This is a genomic window from Nonomuraea angiospora (genome assembly GCF_014873145.1).
Lineage (GTDB): Bacteria > Actinomycetota > Actinomycetes > Streptosporangiales > Streptosporangiaceae > Nonomuraea > Nonomuraea angiospora.
This window is the reverse complement of record NZ_JADBEK010000001.1, coordinates 9,413,517-9,429,446: the sequence shown is the minus strand read 5'-3', so window position 1 is coordinate 9,429,446 and position 15,930 is coordinate 9,413,517. Positions and strand designations below refer to the sequence as shown.

General features: G+C 70.9%; 14 protein-coding genes. 6 read left to right on the top strand and 8 right to left on the bottom strand.

From position 1 onward, the window contains the following. Nucleotides 1–54: 54 nt before the first annotated feature. Nucleotides 55–3,282 carry a hypothetical protein gene (locus tag H4W80_RS43475; protein ID WP_192790396.1) on the bottom strand — a complete coding sequence of 1,076 codons (3,228 nt, stop codon included), beginning with the start codon at nt 3,280–3,282 and terminating at the stop codon, nt 55–57. Nucleotides 3,283–3,567: 285 nt separating this feature from the next. Between H4W80_RS43475 and H4W80_RS43470 the strand changes: the two genes are divergently transcribed. Together H4W80_RS43470 and H4W80_RS43465 are read left to right on the top strand one after the other, a co-directional pair. Then, the gene (locus H4W80_RS43470; protein ID WP_192790395.1) at nt 3,568–4,572 is read left to right on the top strand and encodes a LacI family DNA-binding transcriptional regulator; all 1,005 of its coding nucleotides are present in this window, start codon (nt 3,568–3,570) and stop codon (nt 4,570–4,572) included. 96 nt (nt 4,573–4,668) lie between these two features. Continuing rightward, nucleotides 4,669–7,605 carry a tetratricopeptide repeat protein gene (locus H4W80_RS43465; protein ID WP_192790394.1) on the top strand — a complete coding sequence of 979 codons (2,937 nt, stop codon included), beginning with the start codon at nt 4,669–4,671 and terminating at the stop codon, nt 7,603–7,605. A 10-nt stretch (nt 7,606–7,615) separates the two neighbouring features. On the opposite strand, the gene H4W80_RS43460 is transcribed toward H4W80_RS43465, so the two are convergent. After that, nucleotides 7,616–8,005 carry a winged helix-turn-helix transcriptional regulator gene (locus H4W80_RS43460; protein ID WP_192790393.1) on the bottom strand — a complete coding sequence of 130 codons (390 nt, stop codon included), beginning with the start codon at nt 8,003–8,005 and terminating at the stop codon, nt 7,616–7,618. Between the two features lie 127 nt (nt 8,006–8,132). Here H4W80_RS43460 and H4W80_RS43455 point away from each other — a divergent pair, with 127 nt between their 5' ends. Beyond that, nucleotides 8,133–8,549: a RidA family protein gene (locus H4W80_RS43455; RefSeq protein ID WP_225963976.1), complete on the top strand. Its 417-nt coding sequence runs from the start codon at nt 8,133–8,135 to the stop codon at nt 8,547–8,549. Between the two features lie 37 nt (nt 8,550–8,586). Here the strand turns inward: H4W80_RS43455 and H4W80_RS43450 are convergent, their stop codons facing one another. Next, entirely contained in the window at nt 8,587–9,234 is a 648-nt protein-coding gene (locus H4W80_RS43450) for a response regulator transcription factor (RefSeq protein WP_318787324.1), read from the bottom strand. A 4-nt stretch (nt 9,235–9,238) separates the two neighbouring features. Continuing rightward, the gene (locus H4W80_RS43445) at nt 9,239–10,357 is read right to left on the bottom strand and encodes a sensor histidine kinase (protein ID WP_192790391.1); all 1,119 of its coding nucleotides are present in this window, start codon (nt 10,355–10,357) and stop codon (nt 9,239–9,241) included. Nucleotides 10,358–10,518: 161 nt separating this feature from the next. Between H4W80_RS43445 and H4W80_RS43440 the strand changes: the two genes are divergently transcribed. Together H4W80_RS43440 and H4W80_RS43435 are read left to right on the top strand one after the other, a co-directional pair. Continuing rightward, nucleotides 10,519–11,232 (top strand): ABC transporter ATP-binding protein, encoded by a 714-nt coding sequence (locus H4W80_RS43440; RefSeq protein WP_192790390.1) that lies wholly within the window; start codon nt 10,519–10,521, stop codon nt 11,230–11,232. After that, nucleotides 11,229–12,002, top strand: a complete 774-nt coding sequence (locus H4W80_RS43435) for an ABC transporter permease (protein WP_192790389.1) — start codon at nt 11,229–11,231, stop codon at nt 12,000–12,002. Before H4W80_RS43440 ends, H4W80_RS43435 begins: the two co-directional genes overlap by 4 nt. A gap of 76 nt (nt 12,003–12,078) precedes the next feature. Here the strand turns inward: H4W80_RS43435 and H4W80_RS43430 are convergent, their stop codons facing one another. The 3 genes from H4W80_RS43430 to H4W80_RS43420 all read right to left on the bottom strand — a co-directional run bounded on the left by H4W80_RS43430 (nt 12,079) and on the right by H4W80_RS43420 (nt 13,892). Next, nucleotides 12,079–12,930: a CU044_5270 family protein gene (locus tag H4W80_RS43430; protein WP_192790388.1), complete on the bottom strand. Its 852-nt coding sequence runs from the start codon at nt 12,928–12,930 to the stop codon at nt 12,079–12,081. Further along, nucleotides 12,923–13,495, bottom strand: a complete 573-nt coding sequence (locus H4W80_RS43425; RefSeq protein ID WP_192790387.1) for an RNA polymerase sigma factor — start codon at nt 13,493–13,495, stop codon at nt 12,923–12,925. The genes H4W80_RS43430 and H4W80_RS43425 overlap by 8 nt, the downstream gene beginning before the upstream one ends. A 133-nt stretch (nt 13,496–13,628) precedes the next feature. Beyond that, nucleotides 13,629–13,892 (bottom strand): hypothetical protein, encoded by a 264-nt coding sequence (locus H4W80_RS43420; RefSeq protein ID WP_192790386.1) that lies wholly within the window; start codon nt 13,890–13,892, stop codon nt 13,629–13,631. Nucleotides 13,893–14,548: 656 nt separating this feature from the next. Here H4W80_RS43420 and H4W80_RS43415 point away from each other — a divergent pair. After that, nucleotides 14,549–15,121: a Pycsar system effector family protein gene (locus tag H4W80_RS43415; protein WP_192790385.1), complete on the top strand. Its 573-nt coding sequence runs from the start codon at nt 14,549–14,551 to the stop codon at nt 15,119–15,121. A gap of 38 nt (nt 15,122–15,159) precedes the next feature. Here H4W80_RS43415 and H4W80_RS43410 read toward each other — a convergent pair whose 3' ends face one another. Then, nucleotides 15,160–15,930 (bottom strand): hypothetical protein, encoded by a 771-nt coding sequence (locus H4W80_RS43410; protein ID WP_192790384.1) that lies wholly within the window; start codon nt 15,928–15,930, stop codon nt 15,160–15,162.

Below are 15,930 nucleotides of genomic sequence, written 5' to 3'. Positions count from 1 at the left end.
GCGAAACCGCTTTCGTAGCAGACCATAAGATCGCGGAGCGTGTCAATCACCGCGTTATCCCGCATCGGTCCCCGAATTCGCGGATTCAACGGCAGGCCTGACGTGGCCCGCGGGGGCCGCCAGCAGGCGCAGCGGCCGGAACTTCGCGGGGTCCTTCGACTCCGCCACGCCCTTGCCCCACGTGCTCCATCCGCGCCGGCCGCCGCCGTCGTTCTCGTTGACGGCGACGGTCGCCGAGAAGATCCCGTCGCCGGGGTTCACTCCGATCGCGCCGAACGGGACGGACAGCTCGTACGTGGTCGTCTTCGCGGCCTCGTCCCGCGTCACCGCCGACGCGATCCCCTCGGTCGTGGCGTTCGCGGGCAACCAGCGCGTGAGATCCACCGGGCCGGCGCCGGTGAGCGCCGTGCCGATCTCGCTGACCGGCATGGCGCCTTCGCCTGGCCATCCTGGCGTCGTACCGAGCTGGACGCTGTCGCCCTGCCAGATGTTCATGGCCCGCGCGGGCTGGGCGTGCGCGTTGTCGGTGATCACGGCGGTCAGGTAGAGGCGCCGGGTGTCGTGGGTGAGCCAGAGCCGGCCGCTGTGGTCCTCATCGCCCGCCCAGCCGCTGATCACCTGCTCGGCCGCACCGAGCGTCTGCGCCGGAAGCACCGATACGGCTTTGTCGGCCTTGCCGTCCACCTTCACCGGGCGGAACGGCACGTCCACCGGATCCGCGTCGACGAGGGTGCCGCGCGCGGTGGCGGTCGCGTCACCGGTGGCGGTGGCGGACCAGGCGCCGAGCTCGGACAGCGGCACGTCGACGGAGACGCTGTCGTTGCCGGCGACGGTGGCGCCGGGCAGAGCCCGGCCGCTCGACGAGCCCACGGTCCAGTCGATCCCGTCGAGTCCGACAGGTTCCGCGCCGCGGTTCACGAGGGTGAGGCGCAGCAGGCCGGCCCCGGTGGCGTTGAGCGCGTGCGTACCGGTGAGCCCGAGCCGGGCCACCACCTCGGCGGTCGCCGCGAGGAGCCCGATCGTGCGCTCGCCCTCGCGGACCTCGGCGGTCCAGGTCCGCGTGCCCACGCCCGCCGGCGGCAGCGTGACGGCGACCGACCGGGTCCCGCCCGCCGGCACCTGCGCCGACGCCGTGCCGGCGCCGGTCCGCAGGGACACGTCCAGCGCCCGGTCCCCCGCGGTGACCGTCCACTTCGCCGCGGGCGCGAGACCCTCGATGGCCTGGTCGACCGTGAGCGAGTACGGCGACTGCGCGGACACCTCCCCCACCTCTCCGGTGAGATAGACCGGGTCCTTGCCGACGGCCACGTGAACCCGGCCGTCGGCGTCCGGCCGCAGGGTCGCCTCGGCGCCGTACAGGTCGGTGACCTTGACCTCGCCCGCCGCCTTGACGCTCCAGGTCTCCGGCTTCAGCGCCCACAGGGCCTGCATGCGCGTGGCGGCGGGCTCGCCGGCTCGGGCGCCGAACTCCACGCCGTAACGGCCACTGCCCAGGGCCAGCACCTGCCGGACCGCGCGGTCGTCGGTCTGGCGCGTCAGGATCCCCTGCGCGACGAAGGCCGGCTTCGGGGTGTACGCGCCTCGGGGGTCGTTCTCGTTGCGGATCATGCCGAAGCGGTGCTCGGGATTCTTCGGGTCGGTGCCGTCGTCCTTGAAGTCGTAGACGGTGTACTTGCCGATCCCCTTGCCGAGGGCCAGCAGTTGCGCCCGGGACAGGTTGCGGGCCTGCGCCTTCTCGTCGGCTCCCAGCGGCGTGTCGGAGGTGTGCCATCCGTGCTCGCTCAGCCAGATCGGCATGTCGCGGTGCCCGGCGGCGTCGAGTTTCGCCCGGATCACGCCCACGTGGTCCATGAACGCCTCCGGCTCGGAGGCGAAGTCGTACGGGTGCGTGGTGAACGCGTCGAGGTCGTCGAGGCCACCGGCGGCGATGAAATCGTCCACCCACTTGGACCATTCGTCCATCGGGGCCAGCGCCGGGCCGGCCAGCTTCGCGCCGGGGTGAGCCGCGCGGACCCGGTCGGCGGTCGTCGCCAGCAGCGCCGCGTAGTTCGCCGCGGTCGCGCCGGCGGGCCCGTTCCTGTCGCGCAGGTTCCACTCGTTCCACACCTCGTAGAAGGTGTCGTCCGTCCCGAACGTGGCGACCGAGACGTCGGCGTAGTTCGCGAACGCGTCACGCCCGGCCTGCGTGGCCGGCGCCTCGCCCTCGTGGTAGAGGCTGTTGCCGTACGCGAGGATGTCGAAGAACTCGAGGTTGTTCCTCGACAGCGCGGCGGTGTACGCGTCCACCTTCGCGGGGAAGTCGATCGTGCCCTTGACCTTCTCCGCCTGGGCCCAATAGGCCTCGTCCCTGGCGAAGCCGGCTCCCGCCTCGGCGATGAGCGGGATCGTGTCGGTCGACCAGGCCTGGCCGTAGTGCGTCGCGACCCCGATGCGCTCCTCGCGCGCGTCGGACGCGGGGAGCACCGACACGTCGGTGCCGCCCGATACGCGGCGGCCGTCAGGCTGCACGGCCACGAGATCGACCGAGTACCAGCCGGTGGGCAGCTTGCCGAGCGCCAGCGTGCCCCCCAGCTCCGAGGTCTCCTTCGCGCCGGAGGTCACCACGGCGTTGTCGGCGTCGCGTACGGTCCACTCCAAGGACTGCGCCGCGGTGCGCAGGCCGAACGACACCTCCTGCCCGGTGGTGAACGCGTTACCGGTCGTCGTCGGAACGATCGCGAGGTCGGGCGCGGGGCCCTGCACGATCACGTCGTCGACGTCGATCGTGGCAGTCGGGCCGTTGACCACGCGGAACGCGTCGACCAGGAGCGACAGGTGCTTGAGCGGCCCGTGCCAGACCCCGTCGTTCGCGCCGCCCCAGTGGATGTACTCCGCCGCGCCGGCCGGGGCGAAATCACTCACGGTGACGGTCTGCCACTGCGCTCCGGGGGTGAGCGGGCGAGTCTGCTGGTGCGCCTGCCCGGTGCCGTCGATCATCCGGACGACGATGCCCTTCAGCTGGGTGCTGCGCAGGGCGAAGGTCAGCGAGCGGGCATCGATCGAGGGGACACCGCGCACCAGCTCCGCGGTCCCGCCGGGCGCGTTCACCTGGAGACGGGCGGCGCCGCTGCCGCTCGCCGGCGCGTCCGAGGTCACGCTCAGCGACACGCTCGCGCCGCCGCCGGTCGCCGTGAACCACGGGGTGACGCCGTTCTCGAAGTCCCCGAGCACGACGTCGCCCGGTACGGCCTGGGCCGGTGCGGCCGGTGAGACCAGTGCCGTAACCGCGACGGCGAGCGCCACGAGCGCTCGGCGTAATGGACTCCGTGTCAATCGGCGGGCGGGGGTGGGGCCAATCGACATGCTCGCTCTCCTCGCTGGACGACGACATGATCATGGCTGCGAAACCGATTTCGCATTGGGCGAAGTGTGAGCGGCGGCCGAGGGCACTGTCAAGGCGCACTCTCCGTTTTTTCCGGACAACGCACACGCTCGAACGCGCGAGGTGAGCCGGCGGAACACCCTCCGGTCTCCCCCGCGCCTGCGACCGGGAGCGGCTCATTGACCCGCCTTCGGTACAATCAGCCAGTGCCGTCCAACCGCAAGGGCAGTGTCCGGCTGAGTGATGTGGCGGCGATTGCCGGAGTGTCGCTCTCGACCGCCTCTAAAGTGCTCAACGGAACGGACCGGATTTCCGAGGCGACGCGGGCTCGGGTGCTCGCCGTCGCCGAACGCCTCGACTTCAGGCCGAATGCGCTCGCGCGTTCCTTCGCGCTGGGCCGCAGCCGCACGGTCGGCGTGCTCACCCACCGCGCCGCGAGTACGTTTTCCGGGCCGGTGGTGATAGGCGCGGTCCTGCAACTCGGAAGGCTCCAGCAAGCCGCCCTCGTTTTCGACGAGGACGTTCTCGTCCATCGCGAGATAACCGAAAGCATCCGCCAGTTCCAGGCACGCCAAATTGACGGTCTGATCGTCATCGGCGACGGGCACGAGCGCCGATCGCCGTCGATCACGCACCATTTCACCGTGCCGGTGACATACGCCTTCGCGGCCTCCGACCACCCCGAGGACGTCGTCTACCTGCCGGACAACGAGGGCGCGGGAGCTCTCGCCACCCGCCATCTGATCGAACGCGGGCGCACCCATATCGCCCACCTCACCGGCGATCCGTCGAGCATCGCCGTGGGCCTGCGGGAGCGCGGCATGCTCATGGCGCTGGACGAGGCCGGGCTCCGCCCCGCCGCTCCGACCCGTTACGGCTCCTGGACCGAGGGGTCCGGCGTCAAGGCCATGCAGGAATTGCTCGACTCCGGCGCGAAGGTCGACGCGGTGTTCTGCGGCAATGACCATATCGCCCGCGGCGTACTCGATGTGTGTGAGGCCAAGGGGCTACGCGTGCCGCAGGATCTGGCGGTTGTCGGAGTCGACAACTGGGAGGGAATCATCGTCGACCAAGGGGTCCGGCGGCTGACGACAATTGACCTCGAACTCAGGTCCATGGGACAACTCGCCGCCACGAACGTTCTCGCCGACGACCGCATTCCAGGCGAACATTACGTCCCCCCCACACTCGTGCTCGGCCCGTCGTCCTAATCACCGTCCCGCGCTTTAGCCCCGGGCTTGGTAACCGGATGCAATCGATCCCAGCCTTTCTGTTGATACGACGTGCTCTGACGCGATGCTGGTGTCATGGGGCGCCGGCTCAAGAAACTGACCAAGCTGAAGAGCCCGTGGGTCTTGGGCGCGGTGGCCAGTATCGGTGCCGGGGTGACGCCCTTGGTCGTGCCGGGTGACTGGCCGCTGGTGTGGCGGGCGCTGATCGCGGCCGTGGTGGCCGCGCTGGCCGGCGCCAGCGGATCGTACTTCGGCGTGGTGCTGACCCGGGCCGAGAGCGCTGCCGCGGCCGTCGGGGCGCTGCACGTGGCTCTCGACCCGCTGAACCCCCCGCAGCTCCACCGCCCGCAGGGCCCGGCCGGCGGGGAGCGCAGCGTGTTCGAGTTGCTGGCGCCGCAGTCCTGCCCGACCCCGTTCTGGGGGCGGCGCGCCGAGCGGGACTGGTGGTGGGCCTGGTGCCAGGAGGAGGAGCTGTCGGGACTCCTGGTCGTGGACGGTCCGGGCGGGTGCGGCAAAACCCGGCTGGCGTTACGGGCCGCCCAGGAGGCCGCCGCGGATGGGTGGGTGACCGGATGGCTGCGCGAGGGCAAGGCCGCCGACCTGGTCGCCGCGGCCGCGGCCGCGGCCGGCCGGCGGGTGCTGGCCCTGGTCGACAACGCCGACACCCGGACCGACCTGGCGAGCCTGCTGGAGGCGCTGGCTCATTACCAGGGACCGGCCCTGCTGCGGGTGGTGTTGATCACCCGGCACGGCGTCGAACTCGGCCAGGCGCTCCAGGCCCACCTCCCCGAACGACACGCCCTGCTGGTCAGGAACGCCCCGTTGATGTCACTGCTGCCGTTGGGTGAGACCTCCGACCTGATCCGCTGGTACGGCGAGGCCGTACGCGCCTTCGCCTCGGCGTGGGGGACGCCGCCGCCACCGGTCTCCGACACGAACGCGCCGGTCCGCGAGGGCCAGACCATGGCAGAGCTGCTGGCCCAGGCGATGGTGACGGTGCTGCGCCGAGCCTCGCCGACCGGCTCGCCCGCACCTCTGGACGAGGTGGCCGGGGTGCTGTTCGAGCACGAGGCGCGCTGGTGGCGCGGCACCGCCGCCCTGGACCGGTGGGCGCTCGCCCCGGTCAGCGACCCGCTGCTGGCCCGGGTCATGACCGGCCTGGCCCTGTTCGCCCCCGCCGACGAGCCGAGCGCCGTCGGAGTGCTGCGGCGCGTCCCGGAGCTGGCCGACGCGCCCGCCGAACGGGTCACCAACCTGGTCCGCTGGGCTCACGCCCTCTATCCGCCCACCGCGGGCGCGGGGCTGCGGATCGGCCCCAACCTGCTGGCCGACTGGTTCATCACCACCAGCCTGACCCGGACCGAGGGCGACCGCCATTTCGCCCGCCAGCTGCTGAACGACCCGACCGACGAGCAGGCCGCCCGGATCCTGACCCTGCTGGCCCGGGCCGGCGAACATCATCCACCCGCCCGGCTGCTGTTCGAGCAACTGCTGGGCGGCGACCCCGTACGGCTGGCACACCACGCCGTCTACGCCGCCCTCACCACCGCCACGAACCGTGGCGAACTGGACCAGACCACCGCCACCGCTCTTGCCACCGCCGACCTCGACCCCGACACCACCACCCGGCTCCTGCGGCTCACCCCGGCCTACGCCCTGCCCCGCTGCGTACTCGCCCTGGCCCGCCACCACGTGCGTCACACCCGCGCCACCGGCACCCCACCTGAGCTCGGCGACGCCCTGACCGATCTCGTGGTCGCGCTGAACAGGGTGGGTGAGCACCGCGAGGAGCTGCAGGCGGCGCGGGAGGCGCTCGACCTGTTCCGCGGGCTGGCGGACGGCGACCCCGTCCACCGGGCCGGCCTCAACCGAGCCCTGAGCAACTTGTCGGTCGCGCTGGATGGAGTGGGCGAATACCGCGAGGAGGTGCGGGTGGCGCGCGAAGCGCTTGCCCTGTGCCGCGAGCTGGCGGACGACGACCCCGTCCACCGGCCCGTTCTCGGCCGATCCCTCATCAGATTCGCGGTCGCGCTGGCCAGGGTGGGTCAGCACCGGGAGCAGGTGGAGGTGGTGCGGGAAGCGGTCGGCCTGTGCCGTGAATTGGTGGACGGCGACCCCGCCCATCGGCCCGACCTCGCCCGGGCCATGACCGACCTCGCGATCGCGCTGGACGCGGTGGGTGAGCACCGCGAGCAGGTGCGGGTGGCACGGGAAGCGGTCGAGCTCTGCCGCTGGGTGGCAGACGACAACCCCGCCCACCGGCCCGCCCTCGCCCAGGCCCTGATCCACCTCGCGGCCGCGCTGGAACGGGTGAACGACCCTCACGAGCAGCTGGGCGCGGCGCGGGAAGCGGTCGATCTGTGCCGCGAGCTGGTGGCCGACAATCCGGCCCACCGGTTCGACCTCGCCGAGGCCCTGGTCAGACTCGCGGGCGCGCTGGACGGGGTGGGTGAGCGCCGCGAGCAGGTGCGGGTGGCGCGAGAAGCGGTCGGCCTGTGCCGCAAGCTGGCGGCTGACAACTCCACCCCCCGGCCCGCCCTCGCTCGATCCTTGGACCACCTGTCGGTCGCGCTGCACCGGGCCGGTGAGCACCGCGAAATGTTGCAGGTGGCACGGGAAGCGGTCGACCTGTGCCGGGAGCTGGTGGCCGGCAACCCCGCCCACCGGCCCGCCCTCGCTCGATCCTTGGGCAACGTGTCGGTCGCGCTGCACCGGGTCGGTGACCCTCGCGAACAGGTGCGGGTGGCGCGGGAAGCGGTCGACCTGTACCGCGAGCTGGCCGACGACGACCCCACCCACCGGCCCGCGCTCGCCCGGGCCCTGCTCGACCTGTCGGCCGCGCTGGAGCGGGCGGGTGAGCACCGCGAGCAGATCCAGGTGACGCGGGAAGTGGTCGACCTCTACCGGGAGCTCGCCGCCCGCGACCCCGACCTGTTCCAGCAGCCGTACGTTGACAACCGCGCCGCTCTACGGCGACTGCTGCCTCAACAGGACATCACCTTCGATCTGTGAACGTGAGCCGTCAGGCGCCGAAGCCGCGGCGGGCGGCCTCGATGTGACCGAAGTACTGGTGGGTCCAGCCGCAGATCAGGTCGACCGTCGCCCGCAGGGCCTGGCCCGGCTCGGTGAGGGTGTACTCGACCCGCGGCGGCACGGTGGGGTGCACCTTCCGCTCGGCCAGGCCGTTGCGCTCCAGCATGCGCAGGTTCTGGGTGAGCATCTTGTGGCTGATGCCCTCGACCTCGTCCCGCAGCTCGCTGAACCGCAGGGTGCGCTCACCGAGCGCCTCGATGATCAGCAACGCCCACTTGTTGGCGACGTCCGAGAAGATCTCCCGGGCCAGGGAGTCCGCGCGCCTCAGGTCCGCCTCATCGGCTTCATTGGCCGAGCCCATGAACTGCTTGGTCACCATCTGGTTCCCCAGTCACTAGAAAGTGCGTCCTTCCATGTCAGCGAACACTCTCCTATGGTTTCTCAGTAACCGCAAGAGACCACGGGGCAGTCGCCTCGCGCCGGCACCCGACGTAACCAAAAGACCGATGGGAACTCTCATGGCCGTCTCGCTCATCAACCCCGACCGGCATGTCCGAGTCCCGATCTACCACCACGTCGCGGTGGCGACGGGCAGCAGGCAGGTCCACATCGCGGGACAAGTCGCCTGGGACGAGAACGGCGACCTCGTGGCACCGGGCGACCTCGCCGGACAGGTCGCCCAGGTCTACCGCAACGTCGCCAAGGCGCTCGACGCGGCAGGAGCGACGTTCCACGACGTCGTCCGCTTCACGTGGTACGCCGCCGGCTGGAAGAGGGAGATGTACGACGCCTTCAACGCGGGAATCGAGCAGGCGGCCCTCGAGTTCGATCTCGCCACGCCGCCGCTCGCGCTGATCGGGGTGGACGTCCTGTTCGAGCCCGGCATCCTCATCGAGGCCGAGGTCACCGCGATCATCGATTGAGAGCCCGGCCCATCCGGCGGCGCCCCAGCACGTCACCTCAGAGGAGACCGGCGTCACGGACCTTCATCGCGACGTGGACCCGGTTGTCGGTGCCCAGTTTGGCGAAGATGCGGGTGATGTTGGCCTTCACGGTCGCCACACTGACCGACAGGCTCGCGGCGATCTCGGCGTTCGAGCCGCCCCTGGCCACCTCGATCGCGACCTCCCGCTCGCGCTCGGTGAGCACGGCCAGCTCCGCCAGCGCCCGTGGCCGGCGCGGCTCGTGGCCGCCGGTGGCGACGGCGATGACCTGGCGCGCCACGCTCGGCGACAGCACCGGCTCCCCCCGCGCCACCGCCCGCACGGCCTCGATCATCTTCGGCGGCGGCGCGTCCTTCAGCAGGAAGCCGTGCGCGCCGAGCCGCAGGGCGCGCAGCACGAGGTCGTCGGCGTCGAACGTCGTCAGCACCAGGATCCGGGGCGGCGCCGGCCGGCTGAGGAGCAGCTCGGTGGTGACGAGGCCGTCCTGCTCCGGCATGCGGATGTCCATCAGCACGACGTCGGGCCGCAGGTCGCGGATCACGTCCATGGCCTGCTTGCCGTCCCCGGCCTCGCCGGCCAGGTCGAGATCGGGCTCGCCGCCCAGGATGAGGCGCAACCCCGTGCGTACCATCGGGTCGTCGTCCACGATCACCACTCTGATCACGGGTTCAAGCCTCCCACGGCAACCGGGCGTCCAGGACAAAACGCCCACCTCGTACGGCATGCGTGAGCGTGCCCCCGGCCATCCGGGTCCGTTCCGCCAGCCCCACCAGCCCCAGCCGCCCTCCGGGCCCCGCGGAACCGCCGGGCGGGGCCGCGTTGCTCACCCTGATCCGCAGGCCCTCACCCGGCCGCCCGCCCAGCTCGGCCGTCACGGCGCTGCCCGGCGCGTGCTTGCGCGCGTTCGTGAGCGCCTCCTGCACGATCCGGTACGCGTGCCGCCCCGTCTGCGCCGGCAGCGCGTCGCGGCAGGAGATGGCGTCGTCCACCTCGACCCGCTGCCCGGCGGCCCGTACCTCGTCGAACAGGGCGTCCAGGTGCGCCAGCGTCGGCTGCGGCGGCGCGAGGCCGTCCTCGCGCCGCAGCGTGCCGAGCACGGCGCGCAGCTCGTTGAGCGACTGGTGCGCGTTCTCCTGGATGGCCAGAGCGGTCTCGCGGGTCTGCTCGGCGGACAGGTCCTCCCGGTAGGCCAGCCCGCCCGCCAGCATCGCCAGCAGCGAGATCCGGTGCGCCAGCACGTCGTGCATCTCCTGGGCTATCTTGAGCCGCTCCTCCAGCTTGGCCTGTTCCGCCCACTGAGCCCGCGCCGCGACCTCGGCGGCTCGCCGGGCGGCGGCCAGGTCGCGCCGGCTCGCCAGGTAGAGCCCGAACAGGGTGCTCCCGGCCAGGATCACGGCCGCGGCCACCGCGTACACGAGGGTCAGCAGCCGGTTGTCCGACCACCGGGTGGAGGACGCGACGCACACCCAGAACACGACTGCCACCGCCGCCGTCTGCCGCCAACGCCGATGCGCGGCCAGCGACCCGTACGCGACGACGGCCGGGCCGAGCGCCGTCAACGAGAAGGCGGTGGCCAGCGCGGTGACCAGCGCGGTCTGCCACGGCCCGCGATGCCGCCACCGCAGCAGGACGAGCGCGGCGGCCCCCACGGCCATGTCCGCGAACATCTTGGGCGGAGGACTCACGGGCGCGCGGGCGGCCAGCACGATCAGCGGCAGGGCGAGCGGCAGCGCGGCGAGCAGGTAGGGCAGCGCGGCGGCCATGCGGCCGGGGGACGAATCGTGCACGGCTCCAGCCTAAGGAGCGCCGGCCTGCGGTTTTAGCGACCAGGGTCTACCGTCGTGCAGACCTGGGTCCACATCCGTCCGCGAGGTCTGGACCCGGGGCGGTGCGGTCGTCGCCCCAGGTCCGATGAGCGGGCGGGCCCCGTTCCTGTGGACTTGCGTCCGTGATCGAATTCCAGCGGGTCAGCAAGGCGTACAAAGGGGTGAAGGCTCTCGACGACGTGTCCTTCACCGCGCCGCCGGGCGCCGTCACCGGCTTCCTCGGCCCCAACGGGGCCGGAAAATCCACCGCTCTGCGCATCCTGGCCGGGCTCACCCGGCCCACGTCGGGCTCGGCGACCGTGCTCGGCCGGCCGTACGCGCGGCTCGACCGCCCCGGCTACGACGTCGGCACGCTGCTCGACGCCGGCGCCCACCATCCCGGCCGCAGCGGCAGGGAGGTGCTCACCCTGGGCGCGCTGATGCTCGGCCTGCCCAGATCGCGCGTCGGCGAGGTCCTGGAGATGGCGGGCCTGTCCGGGCGTGAGGGCGGGCGGGCCGTCGGCGGCTACTCGCTGGGCATGCGCCAGCGCCTCGGCATCGGCCACGCGCTGCTCGGCCGGCCACGGGCACTCATCCTGGACGAGCCGGCCAACGGCCTCGACCCGCAGGGCATCCAGTGGCTGCGCGGGCTGCTGCGGGGCCTGGCCGACGACGGGTGCGCGGTGCTGCTCAGCTCGCACCTGCTGCACGAGGTCGAGCAGGTCGCCGACCACATCGTCATGATCGGCCGCGGCCGGGTGCTGGCCCAGGGCACGGTCGCCGAGCTGAGCCGCGGCCACGGCCTCGAACGCACCTTCCTCGACCTGACCTCCGACGCCGACAGGAGCTGGACATGACCCCCGCCCTGACCCCCGAACAGGAGCCCGGCACGGGCCACATCCCCTTCGGCCGGTTGCTCCGGGCCGAGACCCGCAAGCTGTTCGACACCCGCAGCAGCATGATCATGACGGGGCTCATGGCCGTCCTGGCGCTCGCCCTCGTCGCCGGCCGGGCCGCCGTGCTGACCGAGCCGCCGAAGCTGTTCACCCTGGCCGGCAGCGCGGCCATCGCCCTGGGAATCCTGCTGCCCGTCCTGGCCGTGCTGACGGTGACGGCGGAGTGGAGCCACCGTACGGCGCTGACGACGTTCGCACTGGAGCCGCGCCGGGCGCGGGTGCTGGCCGCCAAGTGCCTCCCGGCACTGGGCACCGCCGTGGTGGCATGCCTGTTCGCACTGGCGGCGGCCGTACCGGCGACAGCCGTCACGGCGACCGTACGGGGCGTGGAGCCGTCCTGGAACGTCGCCCCGCAGACCGTCCTCGGATGGATCACGGTGATGGTGCTGATGACCGCGCAGGGCCTGGCGATGGGCCTGCTGCTCCTGAACGCCCCGGCGGCCATCGTGATCTGCATGGCCGGTACGGCGCTGTGGAGCTTCGTCGCCCAACTCGGCGAGACGGGCGAGACCCTGGCCGCATGGCTGGACCTCAACGCGACGACCAACCCGCTCATGGGCGGCACTTGGACGTGGGAAGCCGCCGCCCGCCTGGCCACATCGGTCCTGGCCTGGATCGTCATCCCCGGCGGGCTCGGGTTCCTGCGCGTCGTCAGAAAGGACGTGAACTGACGGCTCCACCTGCCGCCGAAGCCGAGCTATTTCACTGCGTCGGCGGCGGCCGAGCCCGCCTCGGCTACGACGGGTTTCACCGCGGCGGCTGGTCCGTCCACTCGGTGGTCACCGAGATATACGAGTTGCTCATCATCGAGCCCCCTTCGGCGGTCAGCAGGACGTTGGCGCGCGCCACCCGGGCGGCCTCGGGATCGACGACCATCCTGATCTCCAGGTTCCCTGAGAGCGGGATCAGCAGTTCCTGCCCGCCCTCGACCGGCCCCGCGTTCTTGACCCCCGGCGTCGCGGCGAGGACCTCGAATGCGGCCGAACGGACCTGCGCGGGCGTCGGCAGCTCCGTGATCAAGGTGATCAGCGGGGAGACGAGCTCGCCTTGCCGGTCGGCAAGGATCATGGCGCTCTCACGCCGGGGAAGCCCGGCGATGCGCTCCTTCAGCTGCTCCGGATCCGCCGGAAGTCCTTCGAGCTCCTCGAAACCGATCTCGGCGCCCATGAGCCTGAACGGGGCCGGGTCCTCGACGACGGAGCCGGGAGTGGCGTACGGCTCGTTCCTGGACCAGCGGTGGCCGTCGCGGGTGGTCCAGCTCTCCTGCTCCTGGAGCCCGTCCGGGCCCTGCCACGTACGCGTGATGTGCCAATAGGTCCCCGTGCCCTGGGGGATGTGCTCGGCGCTGGCCGCTGCCATGAGCAGGACGTCCCTGCCCGAGACCGGCGCGGCGGCGGGCGGAAACACACTGGTGACGATCACGGCGACGGCCACCGCGGCGGCGACCGCCATGCCCAGCACCGGTAGGAGCAGGCCGCGGTGCCGACGGGCGCGGCCCCGCGTCATCCTGTCCTGGAGACGTCCCCTGCTGCGGCTGATCGCCTCGGCGGACGGTTCGGGCTTGGCCAGCAGGCTCGCGACGGCGTTCAGGTCATCCACGGGCGTTCTCCTTGTCAACGAGGGCGAGGATCTTGCTGCGGGCCCGGCTGAGCCGGGAGCCCACGGTGCCGACGGCGATGCCGAGCGCCTGAGCCACTTCGTCATAGCTGAGCTGGCCCAGGGCCACGAGCAGCAGCACGTCGCGCTCGCCACCGGACAGGGCGGCGAGCGCCCTGGCCAGGTACGGCTGCATGCGCTCGGCGGCGACAGAGGTGACGACCCGGTCCTCGTGGCCTTCCACGACGGGCTCGGGCCCGAGCTTGGCCAGCGCCTTGTAGTGGCGCGTCTCCTTGCGGCGGTGCCTGGCGATCAGATTGGTGGCGATGCCGAACAACCAGGGCCGAAGGTCTCCGCGTTCCGGGTCGTACCGGTCGCGCTGGTCGAAGGCCAGCAAGAACGTCTCGGCGGCGAGGTCCTCGGCGATCTGCGTGTCCAGGCGGCCGGCGACGTACAGGTAGATGTCGCGGTAGTAGCGGTCGTGGACGGCGGTGAACAGGTCGGGGTCGCGCCGGTACCGGGCGACGAGCTCGGCGTCGGTCACCTGTTCGCTCACTTCGGCGCTCACGTCCTTGTCTCCGGCATGAGGTCGGCCTTCCGGTCGGCGGTCACGATCACCCATCCTTCGCCGCAGGCCGGAATCGTCTTCCCCCGCGCATCCGAAAGGAAGGGCTGGGCGAGCTGACCAGGAGGAACCCCCGCTAACGCCGGATTCCGTTCCGAATCTCCCTGAGTGCCGAGTTCGCGCACCCGCCGAGCGGCTGAGAGCGACCGATCGCCGTGTTGAGGTCAGCGGGAACGGCGGCGCCGGATGGAGTCGGCTTCGAAGCCAGCACCACTGATGGCGGGAAGCCCGGATAACCCAGCGCGTAGAACAGCAACAGCACCGCCGAGACGATGTACAGCGCGGCAGCGGGACTCCGCCGCCGCAGCAGCGACGGCGCGGCCATCGCGACCCCGAGCATGTACGCCAACCAGTCCCGGGAAACGGAGTGCCGTCTCTCTGCCGGTGGCGATGGCGATCTCCGCCGCCGTCAGCACCGCGACCGCCACGGCAGCGTCGATCACCCAGCGCCGCACGGCGGGCCGCAGCTCAACCATGCGCAACCGTACGCACACGACACCGTGGCTCTCTACCCCCGGACAACGCCTCGCCGAGCTGCGCCCCTGCCAAATCACAGGCCGAGGAAGCATCAGGTGGCATGACACCGCCTCGCCGTTCGAGGCTTGGAGGGAAGCTCGATCATTGGCCCCAAAACCAGGGGGCGACAACGAGAACGGGCGGGCTCCGTGAGACTGGAGACCCGCCCGTTCCTACAACGTTTGCCCTGGTCAGCGGCTAGAACCGCTGGTCAAGGTCGAGTGCCCCCTGCAGGATTCGAACCTGCGCACCCGGCTCCGGAGAGGGTTGCAGGTTTGCTGGTGGGCATGCCCTTGGCCAGGGACGACGCATGAATGTCACTCGATCAAGGCCATGGATGGCCCACACATGGCCCACGATCATGCCGAGAGCCTCCTGTTGCCGTGGTGTAGAGCGGGCGCGAAGCGCATCACGGGCTTCAACCCACGGTGGTCGTGGAATGCTCTGCGTTGTGATCGCCCCCCGGCCAGGAGGTATCTCGTGTTCCACAAGATCGTGCGAGCCCTCACCCAGACCACTCCAGACCAACGGCAGGCAGCCGAGGACGATGCTTGCACCTACGGAACACAGTTGCTCAGAGAGGCCCGCGAGGAGCTCAACAGGGCGGACACCAAGGCCCAGGTCCTTCTCGGTATCGTTGGCATCGGCCTTGGCGCCGTCACTGGCGGCCTCCTCGCGGGAAGCTGGTCACCTTTCGCGTTATCGAACGCCGTGGAGTGGTTGTGGTGGGTTGGGGCGGCGGCAGCTCTGGCGTCCGCGGTGGTCCTCGCCGGCGCGGTCTATCCGCGGTTGGATCGGCGAAGAATTCACGGTGCCGCCATGTACTACGCCGACATCCTTCACCTCGACTCACCGGCGACCGTCGCCGGCGCTCTCATGCGGTCCTCGACACGGGACCTGGAGCGGGTCGCTGATCAGCTGTACCGGGTCAGCCACATCGTCGGGCAGAAGTATCGTCTTATCCGCTGGGGGTTCTGGCTGCTCCTCGGTGGAATGGCGGCCACGGTGAGCGCGACGCTCATCAACGTTGTGCTCACCGGATCTTCGCAGTGACCGCGCGGTCGCTGGATGGCGCCGCTCCGGCGAGCACCTCACGCTCGGCCCACCAGCAGCGTGTCGTCCTCCAGCGGCGGAACGGGCAGGCCGAGGAGTTCCAGGGTCCTGCGCAGCACAGTTTCGTTCTTGACCATGAAATTGAGCATGTCCACCGTCTCGTACCGCTGCATGATCGAGTCGACGGTGCCGAGCAGTTGTTGCGCTCCCTGCTGCCGCTGCTCGACGAGCTCCGCGATGATCTGCGGTAGTTGCTCTGGGGAGACGGCCAATTTGATCGCGTGCTCCACCTGGGCGCTTCCCACCACAGCGGTGAGAAAGTCCTGCCACTCCCGCCGGACCTCGTCGGTGCTCTTGATCCGGAGCAGCGCGGCGTCGGCGTCGGCTCTGATGTCATGCTGTCTTTTGTGGGCATCCCGGTTGAGCTGGCGTATCTCCTCGGGAACGTTGACCTCGGCTCTGACCGCCCACCGATAGACACCCGTCATCGAGCCTGAGATCGCCTGGAGTCTCTCGTTCGTGGCCTGCTCCGCCGCGCCCGGCGCGGTGATCTCGAATCGCCGGGTGGTCGAACGTACCTCCTGACACGCGCGCTGGAGGACCGCCTCCGCCTCGGGCACTTCATCACTGAACAGAGCTGAGGTCCGTTTCCCGCCCGAGGTCGCGGTACGGAACAGGGTGACGGAGAAGTCGTAAGCGTCGCCCTTAGCGGGCGAGGACAGCACGAACGGCTCGATGTCGATGGACGGTTCGGCCTCGGGCTGGTTCTGCTGGACGCGGTAGAGCATGGGTGCCAGCCATTTGCGCAT

Bases quoted from the DNA above. Each gene is read 5' to 3' on its own strand.
- H4W80_RS43465 (WP_192790394.1), top strand. From the start codon at position 4,669: ATGGGGCGCCGGCTCAAGAAACTGACCAAGCTGAAGAGCCCGTGGGTC.
- H4W80_RS43460 (WP_192790393.1), bottom strand. From the start codon at position 8,005: ATGGTGACCAAGCAGTTCATGGGCTCGGCCAATGAAGCCGATGAGGCG.
- H4W80_RS43455 (WP_225963976.1), top strand. From the start codon at position 8,133: ATGGGAACTCTCATGGCCGTCTCGCTCATCAACCCCGACCGGCATGTC.
- H4W80_RS43435 (WP_192790389.1), top strand. From the start codon at position 11,229: ATGACCCCCGCCCTGACCCCCGAACAGGAGCCCGGCACGGGCCACATC.
- H4W80_RS43420 (WP_192790386.1), bottom strand. From the start codon at position 13,892: ATGCTCGGGGTCGCGATGGCCGCGCCGTCGCTGCTGCGGCGGCGGAGT.
- H4W80_RS43410 (WP_192790384.1), bottom strand. From the start codon at position 15,930: ATGCGCAAATGGCTGGCACCCATGCTCTACCGCGTCCAGCAGAACCAG.